We start from the raw sequence: 22,163 nt of genomic DNA, 5'->3' as shown, positions 1-22,163 counted from the left end.
AGGCTCCGTCAGATGTCCCTGCCGCTCACCGGTATCCGTGTCCTCGACCTGTCGAACGTATTGGCAGGCCCATTCTGCGGCTACCATCTCTCGCGGCTCGGCGCGGACGTTATCAAGGTTGAAAACCCCAATGGAGGCGATCTCGCGCGGCGCCTTGGCGCCGATCCGAAAAGGGCAGAGCGCCTTCAGGGCCTCTCCTTCGTCAGCGTCAACGCCGGTAAGCAATCGGTGGCGCTCAATCTGAAGTCCAAAGCGGGAAGCGAAGCGTTTTTCAGGCTGGTCTCCGAGGCCGACGTCCTTCTCGAAAACTTCCGCCCCAAGGTCATGGAGCGGCTTGGTCTCGGTTTCGACACCTTGTGCAGGCGCAACCCGCGCCTCATCTATTGTGCGATCTCAGGCTTTGGGCAAAACGGTCCTTGGTCCGCCCGCCCGGCCTACGACCAGATCGTCCAGGGCCTTTCCGGCGCGATGAGTATTACCGGTGATGCAGCCACGGCTCCGCTGCGGGCTGGCTTCCCGATCTCCGATACCATCGCCGGGCTAACGGCCGCCTTTGCTATCGCCGCGGCGCTCGTCGAGCAGCAGCAAACGGGCAGGGGCCGCTTCATCGACGTGTCGCTGCTCGAGGCGACCATCGCGGCTATGGGATGGGTGGTTTCCAATCACCTGAACGGCGGAGTCGAGCCGCGGCCGATGGGGAACGAAAATTTTGCGGCCGCACCCTCCGGCACGTTCTGCACCGCGACCGGCCCGCTGAATATCGCCGCCAACGAGCAGAAGCAGTACCGGACGCTTTGCGATCTGATCGGCCGGCGGGATTTGAAGACGGATCGGCGCTTCGCGAAGCGGGAAGCACGTAAACTGAACCGCGGAGCACTTAACGATGAGCTGAACGAGGCGTTGAGCTGCAGGCCTGCGGAGGAGTGGGAGGCGCTGTTGAATGCCGCCGGCGTCCCTGCCGGCTGCGTGCTGACCGTCCCGCAAGTCTTGCGGGAGCCGCAGGTGCTGGAGCGCGGATTTGTCGAGACGCTGCCGCTCGATGCGGCTGGCGAACCGCCATTACGCATTACGCGCCCCGGTTTTCGGCTGGATGAGGCGTTTCCTGCCCCCGCGCTCCCCCCGTCGCTCGGTGCGGACACGGAGCGATGGCTGGCTCGACTCGGTTATACCGATCCGGAAATTGAGCACCTTATCGCAAGCGGAGCCGCCGGAACGCCATGTCAAGGAGGAGCTCATTTTCCACCGGTCCGCCCGGCGACAGATGGAGCAGCGTGACAGCCAGGCAGTTGCGCGCAAGCAAACCGCGGCCCCACCTAGGCTAACGGGATTGGAAAACAGGGATGAGCGAAACGGAGCTGCGAGAGCAGGCCGCCCATTGGTGGCGGACCTCCATATGCGATATCGCTCCCGGGCGGATCGCCTATCGCGGATACTCGATCGAGGAATTGATTGGTCATATTTCCTTCCCCGCGATGATCTGGTTGATGCTGCGTGGCGAGCTACCCACACCGGCACAGGAGCGGCTCTTGGAGGCTGCGCTGGTTGCATCGGTGGATCACGGCCCCCATGCACCTTCCATCGCTATCGCGCAGATGGCTGTGAGTTGCGGGCTGCCGCTCAATGGCGCGATGGCATCCGCGATCAACACGCTGGACGGTGTGCATGGCGGAGCGGGGGAGCAGGCGATCGAGCTCTATGACGAGGTCCTGCGACGCAGCGAGACCAAGGACCTCGATGAGGCTGCCGCGCAGGCGATCGACCATTTCACCGCCGCGCGCAGCAAATATCTGCCGGGCTTCGGTCACCGCTTTCATCCCGTCGACCCGCGCACTGAACCGCTGCTCGCGCTAGTCGATGCTGCGATCAGTGAAGGTGCCGTCAGCGGTCGCTACGCCAGCGCTGCGCGCGCGATCGAGCGCGTTATGCGCGAGCGCAAAGGCAAGCTCATCCCGCTGAACATCGATGGAACCACCGCAGTCATCTATGGGGAGCTGGCCTTTGCTGCACCCCTAGCCCGCGGCATTTTCTGCTTGTCACGGGCGGTAGGGATTCTGGCCCATGCATGGGAGCAGACCGGACGCAAGGACCGCAATAAAGGCCCGATGCCAAAGCAGTTCGTTTACAAATACGAGGGGCAACCAAGGCGCAGCCTAAAGCAAGCGCCATGATGTACCGTAAGGACCGCCGAGCTCATCGAAACGCGCGTCTTTTCGGCCACCCCCAATTTCGTCGGCTCGGATTGCGCGGACGTCAACCGTGGATGCAAGCCGGCTGACTGCTTCATCGAGGGCCGTCGTTCGAGGCGTAGGGAAATCTCTGTCTGGCCAACATTTTCTTCGCATCTTCAGGCTTGCACCCGGCGGCTCCTGGTCCTCGATTGTCAATAACGCTTGGCGGAATGGCCTGGCCGCATTCTCGCGTCCGACAACATCTGGGGCCTGCCCCTGATGAAAGATGGCGCTGTAAGATCGGCAGGTTTAGTTCATTCTTCGGAACGAGCGGTCCGGACGTGCTGGCAATGGACGCCAGACGCTGTTCGTAACTCATGCATAGCTGGGCCACGTCTTCGTCCTGGCATCGGATGGCGAGTGCATCGCTCCGCGTCAGTCCTGCGCTGGCTCGACGTGTTCTGAGCCTGCCCATGACGGGCAGGCTCTCTCGACCTTCTTCGCCGCTGTTACTGTGCGGTGATCTGCGCCAGGATAAGCGCGGCAATGGCCAGTTGAGCGATCGACGGCGCCAGATTCCCCCTTGAGACCTTGCCCTGCAGATAGTCGCTGAACTTACCACCCTCCATATAGACATCCTGCAACCATTCCCGATACGCGCCGAGCGCGGCGAGAGGGCAGCCCAAGGATTCTTGCGGATTCGACTTCGATTGCGGATGGCTGGCGGGGTAGTGGTGAGGATATTTTTCACGCTCGCCGTAGGTCGCCGCCAAGTCGTCGTCGCACCAGCCTTTCGACCAATGCTGTCCGATCGAGATATCAACGACGTTCTTCTCTCGATATCGGCACCGGCCATGATCAGTTCGTAAATCACGGTGGGGGCCTCGTTGAAGACGTGGAAGAACCCCTTTGGCGCGGACTGAAAATTGAGCACGATGCGCTCATGCCATTTGTCGAATTTCTTCGAGAAATCGCCTGACGCCGCGCCGCTGATCCGGAAGACGCAGCCCTATACCAAGCGCGTCGCGCACCAGGGCATTTGGGTCGAGCCGAAGCTGCTGGCCGAAATCGAGTACCGCGCCAGATTGGCCGAAGGCAAGGTGCGACACCCGGTCTTCAAAGGCTTGCGGGAGGACATGCAACGAGATGGTGCCCGCGATGCGATAACTGCCGGTGGGTTTACGAAAACCATCCGGACCAGCGTTGGCTGGGCATCCATGCGTGCACCTGCGGCGGTGCCGGTATGCCGTGCCCTTTTTGCAACAAGAGCGATGACGAGTCTCGCCCCCGGCGCTGCCAAAAGGCTGTGTTAGCCGCGACGACGACGTGTCCTTGAACGCAGAAAAGGCCCGGCGACCCATCAAGGACCGCGGGGCATTCTCGTTTTTGTGATTGGGGGGTGCATTGCTTCACGGGCCACGGCCTCGTCAGCTTCTCGAAAGCTTGCCCGAGTAGGTTACTCAGTTGATCTGTAGACGTGAGGCTAGCGTGGACCCGCTCAATTTTGACCCCTCCAATGTAGCAGCTTCGTCAGAGGTGCAGCACGCAATGATGCAAGATCAGCAAGCGGACCCGGCGGAGCAAGAAGCCTTTGAGCAGCAATTGGAACCGGCGGGCCTGGCCGATACGGCGATGCCCGACCGGGGGCCGCGCCGTAGCCCCCCTGCCAATGTGGCTAGCGACAGCCAGCAATCCCCGGACGAGTTGATGGGTGCACTTGCCAGGAGCAACCTCCTGCCAAGCGAGGAGGTCCTCATTAACGATGAGCATGACACAGCTGAGTTGAGAGCAGCGAAGAGGCCGAGGACCCTAAACAATCCGCAAGGCGTTGCCATTGAGCAGTAGCTGAGCGAGATCGCCAATTCAGGTGGAGGTGTTGGAGCAATGCCGGCGGCCTCGGCGCTGCCGGCTCAGTCAGCGGGCATTGTGATACGGGGGCAGTGGGACAAACGGCGTCTTTATTCGGAGGATGGTTCCGTTATCTTGAGCCTTGAGGAGGCCCTCATCAAGGGCGGGATGACCGCCACCCCGGCGAAGCAGTATGTAAGCTCTCTTCTTAGCTTTAGCCGTTGGCTCTTCGCAAAAAGCAGACCGAGCATTGTTGCTCGGCTCGACAGTAAGTCGCTGACGGATGGCAGTGACGTACACGAGTTCACCGGAAACGGTAATCCCAAGAAACTCCTTAAGGCATTAGAGCATCTCCGGACCTTTCGGTCGACGGGCGTCGTGCCGATCGTACGCCCAGGGCGCGCTCGCGCTAAGCTCAATCCTCACCCCCAGAACGTGGGCCCCATCAATCCCGAAAGCGCGGTACTGATGGAACCGAGGCTCATCGGCGACGCCGCTGCGCAGCACAGGGCGTCGCACGAAGCTAGCAGTCGGCTAGAGGAGCTTCGGGAAGGGCAGGAGGATCAACCCGCCCCGTCGGCTTTCGTCCAAGAGCTCGTCGCATTCGATCCAGAGCAGATTCCTCAGGCGGCGCTTCGGCGAGTGCTGGATCATCTGGATCATCAACCCATTCCGTCGCCAGTCTCCGTTCCTTCAGAGGAGCTTCAGCGATTGGAAAAGCAATTGCATGACGAGCTTCACGGCGGACGGGACTATCACCCTGCCCCGTCGTTCTCCGTCGATCCAGAAGAGTTTACTTTCAATCTAGAGCGGTTCTCTCCAGGGGAGCCTCGGCGATTGCTGGATGATCAATACATACCGTCGCCAGTCCCCGTCGATCCAGAGGACTCGGCTCTAAATTTAGGGCAGTCCCCTCCAAACGGGCTTTGGCCATGAACCCGCGCCGTTGGGAGTGGCATCTAGCGCAGCCCCGGCAGATCAGTTGGCTTACGAGCCGGGTCCGCTGCCTAATCTATCAATGTACCTCCCCCTGGACTTCCAGCACGGTCCCCAACTGGCGTCGGAAGACTTCATGCAAGGAATGCGCTTGCACAACCTGCTGCCGAGCGCGTCTGAGCCGGAGACAAATTTTCCGCTCAAGGGCGTGAACTACACGGCCACGTTAGGGCCGCCAGGCCATGAGGATCAGGTTTTTCTGCGCCCAACATGAGCAGCGGATTGCCGCACGGCAGAAAGGATGTAAGTTCTCCCCCGTAAGCCTAGGGATCGCCTCCCAACCGGCCTTCTCCCATAGGTACGTAGAGCCGTTGGGAACGTAGTGGTACCGGCCCAGTTCGAGAGCGGCAGGTGCAGGTACTTCGTGATGAAGGAAGCGAGGAAGCCCGCCATTGCGGCAATCGCAAATATCATCCACCGCACGCCGCGCGCTTGCATCAGAAGATCATGCATCGTGTTGACCTTGATTTGCACGTTGGAGAGCTGCGCGGTGACGTGCTCCAATTTCGTTTGCAGACGAATGACGCGGTCGCGGGTACCGGCGTCGTGGGTCATTTCTCGATCACCTTGATTGCGGCGACCGCGGCGACAGCCCTCGACACTCCGATGAAGAACGAGGTGAAGATCGCCTGCTCGGTCTTGTCCCAAGTCGGATTGCCCGTCGATGCCGGGCTTGCCGATGCTCGGGCGCCCCAAGAGCCGGGCAGGTGATGGATCAGTTCCGGCGCCAGGATGATCATCATCGTCAGGACGGTCAGCCCCCGAGTCTTCTTTCTGACAAATCTGCGCATTCAGGTTGTCCGCGTTCCGAAGGTCGGTAAGCGCGCTATCCGCGACGGTGCCGATCGTCTGCGCCGAAAGATCACCCGCAGTGAGCCGGCTACTTCTTGATGAGCGGCTCCGTCATCACGATTGTCGCCCGCATGCGCTCCATCCGAAAGGAGCACGGCCGTGATTGAAGCCATCCTCGGCGTGCTGACGTCGATCCTGTCGCCGCTGTTCAACTGGCTGAACGCCCGGGTCGACGCGGACAAGAAAAGTACCGGATGTTCGATATAGCGAATGCGCCGCCTGCCGCTTGTCGCAAATTTTGCCAAGAGCGAAGTTCGAGAAGGTGTTTACCTACAAGGGCGATTTCATTTGGACGTGATGCGTCAGCAGACACCGTTTCCCTGGGATCGTCTCATCAAGGCGGTCAATCGGCCGTGGTGGACAGGATCTCACCATGCCGAGCAGACGGCGTCTCGGTGCCTGCGGGCCGGTGAGAACGGGGCCGGAAAGACGCTGGGGCGGACAGCGTCCTGTCCGTTCCCGCGCTCTCTAAGCCCCTTACAGCAACGAGAGCTGCATCTGCGGCCTCCTTTGCGCCTCTGACGATAGCACCTGCTGATCACTTGGCTTTGTCGAATCTGTGCCCCGGCGCGACCGTGAGCACGGGCGCGCCGGGGCCTTGCTCCCTCTCAGCCGACCTGGGGCGTATAGGGGGCTGCGGTAGATCAGCGAGAGGTCGCACGATCGGTAAGCACAACAGCAAGGCTGATGTCAGTGCACATTTGTGCTCCTACATAAGGAACTTTGGCCCGAGCAGCGAGAGCTGGATATCGACGTGGTGCCCGCCCCGCCTCAGAAAGCCCTCCAACGACGGCGGTACGTCGCCACGATCGTCGATAGACGAATGAAGTGCGCCTACGTTCGTCCTCTTCCTGCGCCCGACGGTTGATGGTCTGGCCAGGTCGGTACGAAAGCTCGGCGGAGAATGCCTACCGCCGCAAACGGATCGGGACGGGTGCACGACCTCATGCGGGTCCCGGCTGCGGCTGATCAGACGAACTGGGAAGGCCGGGAACGGAATTGAGGACCTCGTCCACGAGTTCGTCGCCGGCATGTTCCTCGGCGAACGCGATCGTCTCGTTGGCGAGGCCGGCGATCTTTCCTAGGCTGAGACTCTCATTCATCAATTGCTGGCCGAAACCGGTGACGCCGGCTCCGCCGACGACGCTGCCGCCCTCTGAGTCCTCACCATCATGCTTCGCCACTAATTCCGAAGCGCCGGGAATGGACTCGATCAGACGCCCCACGGGGTCGTCGGCTGCCTCGCGTTGCAGAAACCCAGCATCATGTCCAACGGCCTTCTCGGCCTGAGCCGGGTCGACGCCGACATCGGCGGCGATGCGCGAGACGAATTCTTCTATGGCAGCGTTCTTTTCGTTTTAGGGCGTGTGGTCAGTTATCGCATCCATAGCACGATAGCTGCGAGAGTGACGACTGGGCGGTAATTCGGGCAGTTCTTCGTGGGTTGCTACGCGTCGGAACTTTGAGCTTACCGAAGCAGCACTCCACCAGATGTAGTTGGGCATAGAGAGTCTGCCGGGTTTGTAACCATCGGCGGTCACGACGATCAAGATCGACTTATTTACCCCTTAGAATGCTTTTTGTGGGACCGATCCATCGTGTGGTTGTCATCCATCAAAGCATTTGATTTTACGGATAATGAGAGTGGCGAATACTTGAGCTTGGTCGAGGTCAGATAATTAGCGGTCTTTGTCCTGTCTGCGACAAAGAGGTGGAGACGGAATATCAGCCGTGGCTCGTGTCCGTTCTGATCGGCATGTTCGGCATTCTGCGCAACCTGCTTTGCGCCGAGGCAACGTCACAAGTCTCGCGTGGCTCATACAGCGCGGTCTGTAGACAAACCTTGGTATAGGTTTTGCAACCGGTTCTATATCGCCTGTTTACCTCTGTAGAATTGAGCCACCCGTCGAGTTGTGTGTACTTTCGACGTCGAAGCTGGATCATTCGACAATCGGTGGGTCGGCGAAACCTTAAGCTCACTTGATAGGGTGTTGCGTGCCATTGAGGCGCGAGGGACGAAGTTGAATGGAAACACGTGAGCCCACTTTCGCCTTGGAGACCCATCAGCGCATTGTTTCGTTCCTGCAGAAGCCAGAGCCAGTGATTTTGGACATTGGCTGCTACGACGGCGTTAACTCGTTACGTTTTCTTCGGCTTTGCCCAGAGGGCTGAGCTCTGCGGCTTCCAGCCGCCCCTGGGCGATTGCTCGCTTTAGAGAAAAACATTGGTGCCTATCTTGAGAAGGTGCCTCTAATCAACATCGCGATCAGCGATCAAAATGGCAGGGCCGAATTTCATGCAAGCGACTGAGATGGAGAAGCTCAGGAACATGAGCCTTTAGATCACCATACGAAGACCGTTGATTGACATTCGAAAAAATAGACTGGCACGTCTGGCTGAGTGGTCGTAGTTAGATAGTAGGAAACACAGCACGGCTTCCGTTATACAACTGAAGTCTGTAATGGGAGCAACTGGCGAACCTTTGCACTTGACCGCTGCCAGTATGAAGGCAGCCGGAGGTGCTAAGCGACTGATCTGAATCTGCCGCAAGCCTGATGACCAATGTTGGTCTGGTCCCGCTGACGCGTGATCCGACGTTCTTCGGAGTTGGAAAGTTGAATGCCTTTGATGCCGCTATGTTTTTTCTGGCCGCAACGACGTTTTTTGCGGCCTTTGTAAATGGAGCCATCGGCTACGGCTTTTCGTCACTCACTGTACCACTTGCGCTGGTTTTCTACACCAATCGCATTCTCAACCCCGCCATCGTCATCATCGAGGTCTTCGTCAACGTCTACGTCCTCTCCATCAATCTGAAGGGCGTGCCGGCGGTTTGGAAACGCGTGTTTCCCATCTTGCTCGGGCTCTTGCCGGGCATTGCGATCGGCGGCTATGCGCTGGCCTCGCTGCAGCCGGGCTGGATCAAATTCGCCACCTACACGATCATTCTGCCCCTGATCCTGCTGCAAGCCGCCGGTTGGCGTCGCCCGGTCGAGGCAAGCTGGCTAATCGGCCTGCCATTCGGGTCGATGCTGGGCGTCCTTTACTCAGTGACGACCATCTCAGGCCCGCCTTTGGCGATGCTGTTCAACAACCAGGGCCTCGTCAAAAACGAATTTCGCGCCGGACTAGCCCTGGTTCGAGTGGCGGAATCGAGCGTAACCGCCTTGATCTATTATAAGCTCGGCCTGTTCATTTCCGAAAGCGGCAGCCTGCTTTATGTCTTTATTCCTAGCGTCGTGCTCGGCATTCCGCTGGGATCTTATGTTATCCGCCGGCTTGATCCGGAGATCTTCCGCCGCATCTGCATGAGTTTTGATGCCTGGGTCGTGGGCTTCGGCCTGTCACGGGCGCTAATCGAGCTCGCCCTGATGCAGAGCCCGTGGGCCTATGGCGTGATGGCGGCAACGATCCTGATCGATCTTTACCTGCTATACACGTTCTTCACGGCACATAACGGCGGCCCTGGGCGACCTCAGAGACAAGCGCGGCGCGCCGAGCGCGAGGTTAGAGCGAGCTCAAGTTGAATGGATCTGGTGTTCTGTCCGCATAACAGAAATGCACACGATCAAACGGGCTGGCGTTCCGTTCAAAGGATCCGGGCGCGCCGCCGCGGCCCGCTCGATGATCTCGGCGACCAAACGGGCTGATGTTGATCGGCTGCCGTCTGCAACTGTCGATTTAGCGAGTCCGCTCTTGGACCTGACTCAATCCACAAGCCGTCCGAACGCATAGGTGTATTCGAGTGCCATGCGGCGTGCATGTTCAGCGAGATTGGCGGCGGCGCTGTGTCCCCCATCGATATTCTCATAGTAGAAATAGGGCTGGCCCAGCGCAGTGAGCCTGGCGGCTGCCTTGCGGCCATGCGCCGGATGCACGCGGTCGTCCTTGGTGGACGTGAGGATGAAGGGGACCGGGTAGGTCTTGCCCGGGACCAGCTTCTGATAGGGCGAGTAGGCCTCGAGCCACTCGCGCTGCTCGGGAATGGCGGGATCGCCATATTCGCCGGTCCAGGAGGCGCCGGCGCCCAGCTTGGTGAACCGAAGCATGTCGAACAGCGGCACCTGCACGATCGCCGCGTTGAAGAGGTCGGGTCGCTGGGTGATTGCGGTCCCCACCAGCAGGCCTCCCTGGCTGCCGCCGACCACGCCGAGCCGGCGCGGAGAGGTGACGTTCCGGCGGATCAGGTCCTCTGCAACGGCGATGAAATCATCCCATGTCCGCTGCTTCGTTGCCGCCTGGGCAGCCTCGTGCCATAGCGGCCCGAACTCGCCGCCCCCGCGCAGGTTCGCGACGACATATGCATTGCCCTGCTCGAGCCAGAGCCTCCCCATAACCCCGCATAGGACGGCAGGAGCGGCTTCTGAAACCCGCCATAGCCATAGAGAAGGGTTGGGGTCGACCCATCAAACCTCGCATTCCGGGGCCGCACCAGAAAGTAGGGAATCCGCGTGCCGTCGCGCGAAGTTGCCTCGAACTGCTCCACGATATGCCGGGACGCGTCGAACTGCGAAGGTGCCATCTTCAGTGGCTCGAGGCGTTGGCTTGCGGCGTCGAAGTAGTAGAGCGTGACCTGCCACTGCGCATTTCCTCCAGAAGGAGTTAGAGTCCGGCCCGAAAGAAGGACGGACGAATGAAGCGAGCAAGGTCCACGGAAGAGCAGATTATCGCGGTATTGAAGGAGCATGAGGCTGGAGCGAAGACGGCCGACCTGGCTCGCAAGCACGGTGTTTCCGAGGCGGCGATCTACAATTGGAAAGCCAAATTCGGCGGCATGGACGTCTCTGAGGCCAAGCGGCTGAGGGCCTTAAAAGAGGAGAACGCGAAGCTGAAGAAGCTTCTGGCGGAGCAGATGCTCGATGCGGCCGCCCTTCGCGAGTTGCTTTCAAAAAAATGGTAGGGCCCGCTGCCAAGCGCGCTGCTGTCGCGCATCTGCAGGCCGTCATGAGCCTGTCGGAACGGCGGGCCTGCTCGATCGTGGGCGCGGACCGGACGATGATCCGCTATCGCTCCAGCCGCCCTCCGGACGCGGCGCTGCGCGGCCGGCCGCGCGATCTCGCCAACGAGCGGCGGCGTTTCGGTTACCGCCGGCTGTTCGTGCTGCTGCGGCGGGAGGGAGAGCGATCGGGGATCAACCGGATCTACCGGCTTTATCGCGAGGAAGGGCTCGCCGTCGGCAAGCGCCGGGCCCGCCGCAAGGCTGTGGGGACCCGTGCCCCGATCCTGGTCGAGCCGAAGCCCAACGCGCGCTGGTCGCTGGACTTCGTCCACGACCAGTTCGCCAACGGCCGGCGCTTCCGGATCTTCAACATCGTCGACGACGTCACCAAGGAATGCCTCGGCGCCATTCCGGAGACGTCGATCTCGGGACGGCGGGTGGCCCGCGAACTGACGGCAATCGTCGAGCGACGCGGCAAGCCAGGAATGATCGTGTCCGACCACGGCACCGAGTTCACCTGCAATGCCATGCTCGCCTGGAGCAAGGACACAGTCATCGACTGGCACTTCATCGCACCGGGAAAGCCGATGCAGAACGGATTCATCGAGAGCTTCAATGGCCGGATGCGCGATGAGTTGCTCAACGAGACCTTGTTCTTGATCTCGACGACGCCCGCACCAAGATCGCTGCCTGGGTCGCCGACTACAACCTCCGGCGGCCTCACTCAGTCATACGCCTATGTCTTCACCCTCCATCGCACCGCGCAAGGCGGCCTTCGCCGGTCTTCGCCGGAGCGATACTCGTTCGGAGACCGTCTGGAATGATAACGACACTAGCTCGTATCGCGGAGGCCACCAGCCTGTTGCTCACGCTCGCTACGGCTGCTTACGCCGACGAGCCCCTTGAAGATTGCAACCGGCGCCGGGGCGGGTTGGACAATTGGTGCAATTCGCCGCCGGGCTCGCCAAGTCCAAAGGCCTGGACGTCAAGGTTGTTGAACTAACCGACTGGGTTGCGATCAACGAAGTCGTCCATAGCGGTGACGTCGACGTGAACCTGTTCCAACACGGGAATCCGGCGCAGACCTATCGCTCGCTGGACGATGTTACGCTGGCTCCGGTCAACATCACCTATCTGCTCGCGGCGGGCGGGGATCTCAAGGCCGCCCTGATCATCGACCGCACGATTGATGACGGCCTCGTGCTGCGCTTCACGGCCAGGCCGGAGAAGAAGGACGATCCTCGCCTGAAGGACTTCATCGAGGTGTTCAAGTTGCGGCAGGTCAAGCAGTTCATCGAGGAGAAGCTGCCGGCGTTCATTCCCGCCGGCTTCAATGGCTGATCCTTACAGCGAGGTTGCTGGCATTGTCCCGGCCAGTGGCGACGCTTCTCCATTCAACGCCGGTAACTCCGGCGGGCCGACGATCGGATCGCAGACGGCTGCGAGGCGCGCCGCCAGCTCGGCGCACTGGTTGCGAATGTCGGGAATCGCGACGATCTCCCAGAAGGCGGCGCGGGTCAGTGGGCCCACCGCGAACAGCCGCCGCGAAGCAATGCCGTTCCGGTTGATCACGGCGCAATCATCCGCGATGTCAATGCCGATCTGCAGGGCGTCCGCTCGTGCCAGGCCCTGCTCGAACAGGCGCTGGATCACAGGATTGTTGGTCGCCCGCGGATCCTTCACGATGCCCGTGCAATCGACGATCAAGCCGACCTGCAGGCTGGCGGTATCTTGTCGGCCCCGCCGGCGATAGCGAACCAGCGCGCCGGCTGCATTCGGCTCGATGCCAGTGACCTTCGCAGCCACCAGGGAGAGACGACCCGATGCGAGAGCGCCGGCGAGGCGCATCGCCACTTCAGGCGCCGTGCGATGGCGGTGGATGTCCCACCAGGCCCGTGCGTGCTCGAGGAAACGACGCCTGGAGGCGAGCGGGAGCTCGTGCCAGAGCCGTTGCGTATAGGGTCTGATGGCGTCGATCACGCTGCGCCAGTCGCCTCCCGCGGCCATCTGCGCATCGATGCGCTCGCGCAGCCATCGCAGCAGGCGGCTGGCGCTCGCCCCGAAGGGGACGTCGCTTTCGTCGATTCGAGTCGGATCGGTGCGGCGATGAGCTCTGGCCAAGAGGCCGCGTCGCGACATTGCGACAATTTGGCCCCGATGGCCGCCTCGCAGCAAGGACAATAGGTAGTCGATCATCGTAAGTCCCGTGCCGAGGATCAGCACCGTTGTATCCCTGTCGACGGACGTGGACAGTGGTGCCCAGGGATCGGCGTCGCAGGGGAATCTGGCAACCGGGCTCTCATTTCCGGTGGCGAGGACGGCGACATCGCCAGTATGGGACGAACCGTTGTCAAGCATCACGGTGACGCCAGCGGTGCCTTCGATGACGTCCACGCATTGGCCATGTACAATGGTTAGGCGAGGCGCTCCGCTTTCGGATGACGTGAAGGGCGTGGTCAGGCTTGCAAGATAATCGCCATAGGTCCGCCGCGGTACAAAACAATACGGATCAGGACACAGCGGCCCCTCTGCGCGGCTCGAAAGCCAGCGCCAGAAATGCCCGGGATCGTCCGGCAGCGCACTCATGTTGGCGGCGCGGACATTCAGGACATGTTCGGGATTGCTGGTGTGATAGGCGGGACCTCGGCCGATCTCGGACCGTCGTTCGATCAACGTCACTCGAAACCCGAACTCCGGATTTTGCAGAAGCTGATAGGCGAGCAACACACCGCTCGCGCCGCCGCCGATGATGATCGCATGCCTTGTCGCGAAATCGCTCATGAGACTACACCCCGGTTGGCAATGAACTGAATGCATCGACGCTCGCCTCGTTCCCGATCCTAGCGCGCAAATTGCGTAGGCAATTTGAAAGGATTAATTTTCTACGAACGAGGCGCCCGGGAGTTCAGAAGTATCAGGAACCGGCATCTAGATCGCATGTCGTTGCTGTCTATGTTCGAGATGCTGTGCTGTGATCTTCTCGCGCGGCTTGCGGCATTCCATTTTTTGTCGCGCGAGGAGAAGCATACGCGCGCCGTGACGACAAATATGAAGGGCCATTTCATTGACGGTTTGGCGAAATCGTTGGATATTTGTGAGGTAGAGATCGCTCTGCCAAAGGTTGTCGGTATGAAAATGGCTCAAACACCCGCCATTAGGGATGTGCGCAAGCACGGAGCGCGGCGTTGCTTCTCGGCGGCGACCGGCGCCTGTCGTTGATCCATCTGTAGTTCCATTCAGATCACATCTTAAGACGGGAGCGCCGGCAAGACCGGCGAATGAGCCAGCATGTCCAACGCCTATATCATCGAAATCGAAAGCCACACCGCAGGTATCGTCACAAAAGACAAGCGCAGCTACCACTTCTTTTCTTCCGACCGCATCTTCGACAGCCTCGAAGGCCGCGAGTTTCGTTCTGCGCGCGACGCGGAGCGCGCGGCACGCGCGCTGTTCGTGGAGCGGCGTCGTCTCGTCGGGGGACAATTGTCTACCGGCGTTTGAGCGCAATGTGAAGTGTCGCCACTGGGACCTCTACGAGGACGGCGATTTGCTTAAATTGGACAGCTTGTGCAGGGCCGCTCACAAGACGTCGAACGCGCCGGTGCAGCGGTGAGACGTCCAAGATTTTCCTGATCGCCTGGGGCGTCTTCTTCCCGGTCTGGGTCAACACCTACATCGGCGTACGGGATACGAGCCCGCTGTTGGGCCGGGCGGCGGCAAGTCTTGGAGCGTGGAGCGGGCGGCTGGCGCAATTTTGCGTACGTGATCATTCCGGGCGCGCTGCCGTTCATCATCGTCGGCCTCGCGCTGGTCGTCGTTCTTGTAGCGGCGGAACTGGCCGGCGCAGCGTTTGGGATCGGCTATCTTATCCAAATGTCGCAACAGGTGATTCGGGTCGATCAGATGTTCGTCGGCTTGATCGTGCTCGGCGCGATCGGGTTCACGGCCGATCTCCGAACGCAGCGTGCGTCGCCTGCGTCCCTGGTACGGTGCCGAGAAGGCCAACCGGAAGGGCGGATCAGTCGAGCAGGGCCGGTCGGTCCCGCGCTGACGCAACTCGAAAGCAATTTATTGCGAGCGGCAACCGCCCGAGCCAGCGTAAAAGCCGTAGTGGCAAGAATGCGAGGTGAACGTGCAACCAACCAAAGTCGAATTCCACGGCATTGGCCGTGACCTGGCCGGATTGCGGAACCCGGCTGCTCGGCGCCGAGGCGCTGCTGCGGGCGAGTCGTGCGGCCAGCGAAATCCGCCGCCAGGTCGCCGGCGTCGAGCTCACGATTGCGCCGGAACTTCATGTCGCCGCCATCGAGCCGATCGGGAATTACGCATTGCGGCTGTCATTCTCCGACGGGCACGACCGAGGCATCTATCCCTGGTCCTATCTGCGTAAACTCGCAGAACGGCAGCCAGCCTGAGGTCGCGCGATGGATGACATCAATCAAGGTCTGATGGAAGTTGCCTGCGACGTTCTGGTGATCGGCGGCGGGACGGCCGGGCCGATGGCGGCGTACAAGGCCAAGCGGAAGAATCCCGCGGCGCGCGTCGTCTTGCTGGAAAAGGCCAACTTCAAGCGCTCGGGCGCGATTGCGATGGGCATGGACGGCCTCAACAACGCGGTGGTTCCCGGCTACGCCACGCCTGAGCAGTACACCAAGGAAATCACGATCGCCAACGACGGCATCTGCGATCAGGCGCCGGTCTACAAGTATGCCTCACGCTGCTTCGACATTATCCAGGAGCTCGATCGTTTCGGCATCAAGTTCCAGAAGAACGAGAATGGTGATTTCGACGTCAAGAAGGTGCATCATCTCGGCTCCTACGTGCTGCCGATGCCGAATGGCGATACCGTCAAGAAGGCGCTTTACCGCCAGTTGCGCCGCGAGAAGGTGCTGATCTCCAATCGCTATATGGCAACGCGTCTGCTGACAGGGCGCAATGGTGAGATTGCGGGCGCGATTGCGGTCTCAACGCGCAGCGCCGAATTCCTCGTGTTGCGCGCAAAGACCGTGATTCTCTGCGCTGGCGCAGCGGGCCGGCTTGGCCTGCCGCAGTCCGGCTACCTCTGGGGTACTTACGAGAATGCCACCAATTTCGGCGACGGCTATGCGATGGCCTATCACGCCGGGGCGGGCCTGGCGAATCTCGAATGCTACCAGATCAATCCACTGATCAAGGACTACAACGGCCCCGCTTGCGCCTATGTCGCCGGTCGTCTGCCCGCTCGACGTGCTCAGGATCAGCGATCTCACCGGCAAAGCCTACATGAAGTATGACGAATGCTGGTACTGCATGCCTTGCGAGGCCGATTGTCCGACCGGCGCAGTGACCGTCAACATTCCTTATCTGTTGCGCTGACATGACCGCATTCGAGCCTTTCGAAGGCTTCGGTGATCTCGACGAGATTTCCGAGCGGCTGCAGAGCCCCGACCCCTCAGTCCGCCGTCTCGCGGTCATCGAACTCGTGGAGACGTCGACGGATGAAGCCGTGCCTCTGCTGGCGCGATCGGCGGGTGACGCCGATGCGGGGGGCCGGCTGCAGGCCGCGCGCGCGTGGGGAGATTTCGATGGCGTTGACGTTGCCAGGGTCCGGGGCGTCGAACACGATCTCCTGGCGTTTGACCCTGACGTTGCGAAAGTGCGTCGTTCCGGTCGCCGTCAGGCGCTGGCCGAGCCCGTCCCAATCATCGACCAGCTCGATACCGTCGCGCTTGACTGGGAGGATCGCGGCCCCGCTGGTGCCGGACGGATCGGCGGCGCGGACCAGGACGTAGTCGGAATACAGGGTTCCGGTGCTGTAATATTTGGTGCCGTTCAGGATGTAGCCGTCATTTCCGTCAGGCGTGAATGTCGTGCCGGGGGTGACATTACCGACGCGCGGGGTTCCGAGCTCGGTCGTAGCGAGCCCGATGATGGCGCCCTCGGCGACGGCCCTCTGCCAGTCCCGGCTCTGTTCGTCCCTGGGCTTACGTACCAGCCGTTCGACGACGCTGAAATGGTTGCGCAGGATATGCGCCACATTGGCGTCGGACTCGCCCAGGCGAATGACGACCGCGAAGAGATCGCGGATCGAGCTGCCGGCGCCGCCGGCGGCCACAGGCAGCCGCAATGCGCCGAGACGCGCGCGCTGGATGAGGTCGATCGCGTCGAACGGAAGAACGCGGTCGCGTTCCCGCGCGCTCGCGCCTTCAGCGATCTGATTGAGCACCGCGTCCAGTTCCGGAGAATCCGTTCCGAGCGGCTGCGAGGCAGTTAGGGAGGGGGTGGTTACGGGTCTGTTCATTTGGCGCTGCCTATCTTTGTGCTTAGAGCTGCGCGAGGTGATCGGTCACCTTCACCGGCTCGGGCAACACCTTGCGGGCGACGAGCCAGTCGGCGGCCTTTTGCAGCTCGCTGACGAACTGCTCGTCATCGACCGCGAAGTACCGATACTGACGTTTCAACGCGATGAACTGGTCGCGGACCTCGTCGCTGTACTTGCCTGCCTTCTGTGCGATGAACTCGGCCTCTTTGGCATTCTCCGAGATCCATTTGCCTTCCGCGCGGAACGCATTGTTGACGGCGCGTACCAGCGCGGGATTGTCAGTCGCGAATTTGCGGGTGGTCAGATAGGACGTGTAGTCAATCTGGAAATCGAGGTCGCGGCCTTCCAGGAAAATGTTGTGCGCCCTGTAGTCGAGCCGGGCGATATCGACGCCGGGGCTCCACATCGACCAGGCGTCGACCTTGCCGGACGCGAGTGCAGGCGCCGCATCCGGTGGATTGAGATAGACGAACTTCACCGCGGAGCGGTCGACCTTGTGCGTCTCGAGCGCTGCCACCAGCAGGAATTCACCGAGGCCTGAACGATTGACCGCGACGGACTTGCCGACGAGGTCCTCGATCCTGTCGATGCCCGAGCCGTCCTTGGCGATGATTGCCGTTGTGCGCGGCTCGTAAACGACGAACTGCGTGAACACCAGCGGCGAGCCGGCGATGATCGCGGCCAGCGCCGGTGTAGTGCTACCGCCGAAGCTGAAATCGGCGCTGCCGCCGGTGACCGCCTGCAGGGTCGGCGCATGGTTGGGAAATGGGCCCAGCCACTCCACCTTGATGCCGTCCTTGGCGAGTTGCTTCCCGAACTCGCCGCGCTCCTTGGCGATCAGATTGAGACCGCTCAGGCCCCAGGTCAGGCGGACCGTGTCGGTGGAGCGGCCGGTCGCGGCCTGGGCAGAGCCGCCAAAGGCAAAGTCGCCAAGCGTCATGCCGGTGAGCGCACCAATGCCCAATCCAGCGGTGCCGAGGAAAGCGCGCCGGGGATGGCTTAGCGGATGAGAATTCAGACATGCAGGCCTTCCGGGTCTTTAATCAACGGCGCTGTGGGTGACGCCGAGCTCCGTCAGGAGCTCGGCGCGCGAAATGGAAGGGGCATCGGAGACGCGATGCTCGAACGCAATCGCGCCGCCCCGCATCACCAGGATGCGATCGGCCAGCCCGATCGCCTCGTCGACGTCGTGGGTGACGAGTAGAACGCCGGGCCGGTGGCTGGCGACAAGCTCGCGTACGAGCGCGTGCATGCGGATGCGCGTCAGGGCGTCGAGCGCAGCAAAGGGTTCGTCAAGCAGCAGCAGCTCGGGTTCCTGCACCAATGCGCGCGCCAGCGCCACGCGCTGCGCCTGTCCGCCGGAAAGGTTGCGCGGCCAATCGTCGTGCCGGTCGCCAAGCCCGACCTCCGCCAGCGCCTCAGCGGCTCGTTTCCGCGGGTCCGGCACCCGAAGGCCGAGTGAGACGTTGCGCCACAGATTGTCCCAGGGCAGCAGGCGGTGCTCCTGGAACCCTACTGCGGGCCGGCGCGGCGCCGTGATCCGTCCGCCCTGGATCGGATCGAGGCCGGCGAGCGCGCGCAGCAGCGTGGTCTTGCCGCAACCGCTCTCGCCGAGCAGCGCGACGAATTCCCCACGCTCGATGCGCAGGTTGAGCCGGTCGATCACGACGCGGGCGCCATAGGCGCGGCGGAGGTTGCTGACCACCACAGCCGGAGTGGTCGCCGCCAGTGGCGGCGCGACGTGGAGCGTCATCGTCTGCCTCCGTAGTTCGGGTGCCAGGCCAAGAGGCGCCGCTCGAGCCAGCGCGCGATCGCATCCGCCGCGACGCCGATCAGGGCGTAAATTACGATCGTCAGCACGATCACGTCGGTGCGCAAAAACTCTCGCGCATCCATGGCGAGGAAGCCGATGCCTGATTGAGCCCCGATTGTCTCGGCCACGACGAGGGCGAGCCATGCGGTCGCCAGCACATACCGCACGCCGGTAAGAACGGAGGGCAGGGCGCCGGGCAGGATAATGCGCTGGATCAGTTCGAGCCGGCTGAGCCCCTGGACCCGTCCGAGCTCAATCAGCTTGGGATCGATCTGCCGGATCCCGAGCGTGGTATTGATATAGATCGGAAACGTCACGCCGAGCGCGACGAGGAATATCTTTTCGGCTTCGCCCACGCCGAGCCAGACGATCACGAGCGGAAGAACCGCGAGGAAAGGAATGGCGCGGATCATCTGGACGCTACGGTCGATAGCGGCCTCCGCGATGCGCGAGAAACCGACCAGGGTGTCGAGTGCAACGCCGATGCTGGCGCCGATGGCAAATCCGCTTGCCGCGCGCAGCAGGCTCACGCCGAGATCGTTTAGCAGGCTATCAGTCGTAGCCAGCTTGATAGCGGTGGCCACGACCTTGCTCGGTGCGGGCAGCACTTGCGGCGAAATCCATCCGGCTCTGGCGAGAAATTCCCAAATGACGACGAGCGCCGCCGGCGCGAGCCAAGAGATCGCCAGCAGGCTACGCTTGCCTAGCGGAGCGGGCGCGCGCCGTGAGGCTGCCGTTTGCGCCTGATCGAATTTGGCCACTGCGAGAGTTTGCTCGGTATTGCTCAAGGCTGCTCGGTTCCTGTTGCATCGTCGCGCGTCAGGGAGCTCATGAAACGCGCACCAGTCATGCTGCGCAGGAAACAGGCACGAGCCATCTGCTCGCTCTTCGTTACACGCGCAAAACTGTCCCACGATTTTCGGCGAACGGAAATAGAGCGGTATTTCAATTGTCATTCGTTCCGGAGTTTTCTGATTTCTCCGTGCGTGCTCGGGCGGCAAAGAATATCTTTTGATGCGGATGTGCTTGAACTTGAAGCATTCGTTGGTCAAAACGAGCAGCGCTCGCCCGATAAGGCGCGAGCTCTACGAGGAGAGGATCCCATGACAGCAACGTCTCCGCGCTTTGGCATCTGGGCGGTCGTGCACGGATCACGTGGCGCATACCAGGATCCCGATGAGCCCAACGCGTCATGGGAGCGCAATCGCGATCTCGTGCTCGCCGCGGAAGAGCTTGGCTATGACTCGACCTTGATCGCGCAGCACACGATCAATCTGCATATCGAGGATTTCGATCAACTCGAGGCCTGGAGTGCTGCGGCTGCGATCGCGGCATTGACGAGCCGGATCGAGATCATCGCGGCCATCAAGCCCTATCTCTATCGTCCCGTCGTGCTCGCCAAGATGGCGCTCGGGATCGAGAACATCAGCCGTGGCCGCTTTGCACTCAATCTGGTCAATGCCTGGAACCGTCCCGAGCTCGAGAAGGCGGGAATCGGCTTTGCCGAGCATGACGAGCGCTACGCCTACGGCCGTGAGGTGGATTTCGGTGGTGTCGCGCCTGATGGAGGGGGAGCGCTTAACCTATAAGGGCAGGCATTTCGACGTGCGTGATTATGTGCTGCGGCCGACCAGCCTCTACCGGCAGCGGCCGACCATCTGTGTCGGAGGTGAGTCCGAACCCGCCCGCGTACTGGTCGCCGGCCATGGTGATGTCTGGTTCATCAATGGGCAGCCCCTGGCTGATGTCGCCGGGCTCATCGCAGACGTGGCGGCACGTCCGCGTTCTGGAGCGCCACCACTGAGGTTTGGGCTTTCCGCCTTCGTCGTGGCCCGTGAGAGCAGCGAGGAGGCTCATGCCGAGCATGAGCGCCTGTTGGCCCTTTCGGCAAAGGACGCGCCGATGAAGGCGATCCAACGCCAACATACCGATCCGAAGGTCGTGATGATGCAGACGTTGCAGAGGACGCCGCGTGTCGGCACCAATGGCGGAACGGCCGCCGGTCTCGTCGGCAGCTATGACGAAGTGGCGAAACGCATCCGCGACTTCCACGCGGCCGGCATCGAATTGTTCATGCTGCAATTCCAGCCGTTCGAGGCAGAGATGCGGCGTTTTGCTCTGGAGGTCATCCCGCGGGTGCGGCAGGCACAAACGGCGCGGACGCTCGAGCCGGCGGCCGGATTCTAAGCCGAAGCCGCGGCTGGTCCGGACTGGGCAAGCCGGCTCGGCGGCTTTGTGAGACCAAAATGATCGCGCAGGGTCGAGCCGCCATACTCGGTCCGGAACAGGCGGGGCCGTTGCCGGATCGGCACGACCGTATCGACGAACGTTGCGGGCCAGACGGCAGCACATTGGGCATGGGACACGCGCAAGCCGTTCCGCCACGAATGCGGCGACATCGGCCTGTTGAGACGTTGCAGCAGCAAGTGGTGAGAACCTGGCGCGATCATTGTATCAATCGCAATTAGCGCATTTGGCATCTGGCGATGCAATCGTCGATCCACGGCTTGTGCAGCTTTTCTGGAGGATGGTGGTTGCGCTCGTAGGCGGATTGAAGGCCCTTTTCACCCGCACCCATCATGAGCGCGCTCACCTTCAACACAGCGCGCCGGTCTGGGTCAGCGGCCGGCGTCGACCCATACACCTCGTCGAGTTGGTCGATGATAGTGCTACTATCGACCAGTACCTCGGCGTCGTCGAGTACCAGGGCCGGAATGCGGCCGAGTGGGTTATTGACGTGCACTTGAGCCCGGTTGCCGAAGCCGGAAAGCGGATACCGCTGCGAATGGCAGGTTGTATGTTTTTCGAGGTAATCGCGACACGTAGCCTAAACGGTGACCGGTTTACCCGATGAGCAGCATGTTGTCCTCGACAATGGTGGGCCGCGGCCGCGGCTCGCAAGATAAGGCAATGAACTCGACGAAAGATGCAACCGACGTGCAATCGGTAGCGAAGCCACTAAGCTACACGAGATTGTCGGATCACACATGACGATGTTCTTCGCCGTAAAGTAAGAAAAGTGCGTCCGATGAGAAATTTGATAAGGGGGATTATCTCCACCCGACGAAAAATAGTCGGTATTGGACTCGCGCATCCGAAAATTCTCTGAGAGGATTGATCATCAGGGCAATGATGCCGATCGAGGAAGATTGTGATGCGCAACGGCAACTGCGGCAAGGTGGGTGATACCAGGGCGCAGCACTTGTCGATGACGTGTTTGTGTCGTTGTGCTGACGCGGCCTAGATGCG

General features: G+C 61.3%; 19 protein-coding genes and 7 pseudogenes. 16 read left to right on the top strand and 10 right to left on the bottom strand.

Features of this window, described 5'->3' with window-relative positions:
• Positions 1-12: 12 nt before the first annotated feature.
• Positions 13-1,275, top strand: coding sequence for a CaiB/BaiF CoA transferase family protein (locus tag AC5ZG5_RS15455; protein ID WP_456643328.1), 1,263 nt, complete (start codon positions 13-15; stop codon positions 1,273-1,275).
• A gap of 65 nt (positions 1,276-1,340) precedes the next feature.
• Positions 1,341-2,168 carry a citryl-CoA lyase gene (locus AC5ZG5_RS15450; RefSeq protein ID WP_456643327.1) on the top strand — a complete coding sequence of 276 codons (828 nt, stop codon included), beginning with the start codon at positions 1,341-1,343 and terminating at the stop codon, positions 2,166-2,168.
• Between the two features lie 509 nt (positions 2,169-2,677).
• Here AC5ZG5_RS15450 and AC5ZG5_RS15445 read toward each other — a convergent pair.
• Positions 2,678-3,102: pseudogene (locus AC5ZG5_RS15445) on the bottom strand (BstA C-terminal domain-containing protein).
• A 52-nt stretch (positions 3,103-3,154) separates the two neighbouring features.
• On the opposite strand from AC5ZG5_RS15445, the pseudogene AC5ZG5_RS15440 reads away from it, so the two are divergent.
• The 3 genes and pseudogenes from AC5ZG5_RS15440 to AC5ZG5_RS15430 form a co-directional block, all read left to right on the top strand.
• A pseudogene (locus tag AC5ZG5_RS15440) lies at positions 3,155-3,307 on the top strand (ATP dependent DNA ligase); the annotation flags it as partial.
• 349 nt (positions 3,308-3,656) lie between these two features.
• On the top strand, positions 3,657-4,013 hold the full coding sequence (locus AC5ZG5_RS15435; RefSeq protein WP_456643325.1) for a hypothetical protein: 357 nt from the start codon (positions 3,657-3,659) through the stop codon (positions 4,011-4,013).
• 39 nt (positions 4,014-4,052) lie between these two features.
• Positions 4,053-4,952, top strand: coding sequence for a hypothetical protein (locus tag AC5ZG5_RS15430; RefSeq protein ID WP_456643324.1), 900 nt, complete (start codon positions 4,053-4,055; stop codon positions 4,950-4,952).
• 249 nt (positions 4,953-5,201) lie between these two features.
• Here the strand turns inward: AC5ZG5_RS15430 and AC5ZG5_RS15425 are convergent, their stop codons facing one another.
• The 3 genes from AC5ZG5_RS15425 to AC5ZG5_RS15415 form a co-directional block, all read right to left on the bottom strand.
• Entirely contained in the window at positions 5,202-5,567 is a 366-nt protein-coding gene (locus tag AC5ZG5_RS15425) for a hypothetical protein (protein WP_456643323.1), read from the bottom strand.
• Positions 5,564-5,803, bottom strand: coding sequence for a hypothetical protein (locus AC5ZG5_RS15420; RefSeq protein ID WP_456643322.1), 240 nt, complete (start codon positions 5,801-5,803; stop codon positions 5,564-5,566). The genes AC5ZG5_RS15425 and AC5ZG5_RS15420 overlap by 4 nt, the downstream gene beginning before the upstream one ends.
• Before the next feature lie 1,005 nt (positions 5,804-6,808).
• Positions 6,809-7,204 (bottom strand): hypothetical protein, encoded by a 396-nt coding sequence (locus AC5ZG5_RS15415; RefSeq protein WP_456643412.1) that lies wholly within the window; start codon positions 7,202-7,204, stop codon positions 6,809-6,811.
• Between the two features lie 1,215 nt (positions 7,205-8,419).
• Between AC5ZG5_RS15415 and AC5ZG5_RS15410 the strand changes: the two genes are divergently transcribed.
• Complete coding sequence (locus AC5ZG5_RS15410) at positions 8,420-9,388, top strand: sulfite exporter TauE/SafE family protein (protein ID WP_456643321.1); 969 nt, start codon at positions 8,420-8,422, stop codon at positions 9,386-9,388.
• A 180-nt stretch (positions 9,389-9,568) separates the two neighbouring features.
• Here AC5ZG5_RS15410 and AC5ZG5_RS15405 read toward each other — a convergent pair whose 3' ends face one another.
• Positions 9,569-10,195 carry a prolyl oligopeptidase family serine peptidase gene (locus AC5ZG5_RS15405; protein WP_456643320.1) on the bottom strand — a complete coding sequence of 209 codons (627 nt, stop codon included), beginning with the start codon at positions 10,193-10,195 and terminating at the stop codon, positions 9,569-9,571.
• A 299-nt stretch (positions 10,196-10,494) separates the two neighbouring features.
• Here AC5ZG5_RS15405 and AC5ZG5_RS15400 point away from each other — a divergent pair.
• Positions 10,495-11,527 (top strand): annotated as a pseudogene (locus AC5ZG5_RS15400) (IS3 family transposase); the annotation flags it as partial.
• A 215-nt stretch (positions 11,528-11,742) separates the two neighbouring features.
• Complete coding sequence (locus tag AC5ZG5_RS15395; RefSeq protein WP_456643319.1) at positions 11,743-12,141, top strand: MetQ/NlpA family ABC transporter substrate-binding protein; 399 nt, start codon at positions 11,743-11,745, stop codon at positions 12,139-12,141.
• 3 nt (positions 12,142-12,144) lie between these two features.
• On the opposite strand, the gene AC5ZG5_RS15390 is transcribed toward AC5ZG5_RS15395, so the two are convergent.
• Complete coding sequence (locus AC5ZG5_RS15390) at positions 12,145-13,581, bottom strand: FAD/NAD(P)-binding protein (protein ID WP_456643318.1); 1,437 nt, start codon at positions 13,579-13,581, stop codon at positions 12,145-12,147.
• A gap of 171 nt (positions 13,582-13,752) precedes the next feature.
• On the opposite strand from AC5ZG5_RS15390, the gene AC5ZG5_RS15385 reads away from it, so the two are divergent.
• From AC5ZG5_RS15385 to AC5ZG5_RS15355, 7 genes and pseudogenes are all read left to right on the top strand, one after another.
• Positions 13,753-14,019, top strand: a complete 267-nt coding sequence (locus AC5ZG5_RS15385; protein ID WP_456643317.1) for a hypothetical protein — start codon at positions 13,753-13,755, stop codon at positions 14,017-14,019.
• A gap of 69 nt (positions 14,020-14,088) precedes the next feature.
• The gene (locus tag AC5ZG5_RS15380) at positions 14,089-14,301 is read left to right on the top strand and encodes a hypothetical protein (protein WP_456643316.1); all 213 of its coding nucleotides are present in this window, start codon (positions 14,089-14,091) and stop codon (positions 14,299-14,301) included.
• 222 nt (positions 14,302-14,523) lie between these two features.
• Positions 14,524-14,973 (top strand): ABC transporter permease family protein, encoded by a 450-nt coding sequence (locus AC5ZG5_RS15375; RefSeq protein WP_456643315.1) that lies wholly within the window; start codon positions 14,524-14,526, stop codon positions 14,971-14,973.
• Entirely contained in the window at positions 14,970-15,215 is a 246-nt protein-coding gene (locus AC5ZG5_RS15370) for a gamma-butyrobetaine hydroxylase-like domain-containing protein (protein WP_456643314.1), read from the top strand. Before AC5ZG5_RS15375 ends, AC5ZG5_RS15370 begins: the two co-directional genes overlap by 4 nt.
• Before the next feature lie 9 nt (positions 15,216-15,224).
• Positions 15,225-16,040, top strand: a pseudogene (locus AC5ZG5_RS15365) (FAD-binding protein); the annotation flags it as partial.
• Positions 16,012-16,155 (top strand): annotated as a pseudogene (locus AC5ZG5_RS15360) (4Fe-4S dicluster domain-containing protein); the annotation flags it as partial. The pseudogenes AC5ZG5_RS15365 and AC5ZG5_RS15360, both read left to right, overlap by 29 nt.
• A gap of 1 nt (position 16,156) precedes the next feature.
• Positions 16,157-17,053: a HEAT repeat domain-containing protein gene (locus AC5ZG5_RS15355; RefSeq protein ID WP_456643313.1), complete on the top strand. Its 897-nt coding sequence runs from the start codon at positions 16,157-16,159 to the stop codon at positions 17,051-17,053.
• Between the two features lie 49 nt (positions 17,054-17,102).
• On the opposite strand, the gene AC5ZG5_RS15350 is transcribed toward AC5ZG5_RS15355, so the two are convergent.
• The 3 genes from AC5ZG5_RS15350 to AC5ZG5_RS15340 all read right to left on the bottom strand — a co-directional run bounded on the left by AC5ZG5_RS15350 (position 17,103) and on the right by AC5ZG5_RS15340 (position 19,702).
• Positions 17,103-18,041 carry an NrtA/SsuA/CpmA family ABC transporter substrate-binding protein gene (locus AC5ZG5_RS15350; protein ID WP_456643312.1) on the bottom strand — a complete coding sequence of 313 codons (939 nt, stop codon included), beginning with the start codon at positions 18,039-18,041 and terminating at the stop codon, positions 17,103-17,105.
• A 99-nt stretch (positions 18,042-18,140) separates the two neighbouring features.
• Positions 18,141-18,854, bottom strand: a complete 714-nt coding sequence (locus AC5ZG5_RS15345; RefSeq protein ID WP_456643311.1) for an ABC transporter ATP-binding protein — start codon at positions 18,852-18,854, stop codon at positions 18,141-18,143.
• Positions 18,851-19,702 (bottom strand): ABC transporter permease subunit, encoded by an 852-nt coding sequence (locus AC5ZG5_RS15340; protein ID WP_456643310.1) that lies wholly within the window; start codon positions 19,700-19,702, stop codon positions 18,851-18,853. Before AC5ZG5_RS15340 ends, AC5ZG5_RS15345 begins: the two co-directional genes overlap by 4 nt.
• Before the next feature lie 315 nt (positions 19,703-20,017).
• Between AC5ZG5_RS15340 and AC5ZG5_RS15335 the strand changes: the two are divergent.
• Positions 20,018-21,101: pseudogene (locus AC5ZG5_RS15335) on the top strand (LLM class flavin-dependent oxidoreductase).
• A 277-nt stretch (positions 21,102-21,378) separates the two neighbouring features.
• Here AC5ZG5_RS15335 and AC5ZG5_RS15330 read toward each other — a convergent pair.
• A pseudogene (locus tag AC5ZG5_RS15330) lies at positions 21,379-21,678 on the bottom strand (glutathione S-transferase N-terminal domain-containing protein); the annotation flags it as partial.
• Between the last annotated feature and the right edge of the window lie 485 nt (positions 21,679-22,163).

It is taken from the genome of Bradyrhizobium sp. Ses1 (assembly GCF_059512365.1).
Note: the sequence above shows the minus strand (reverse complement) of the source record. Positions and strands in the feature narration are given on the sequence as shown.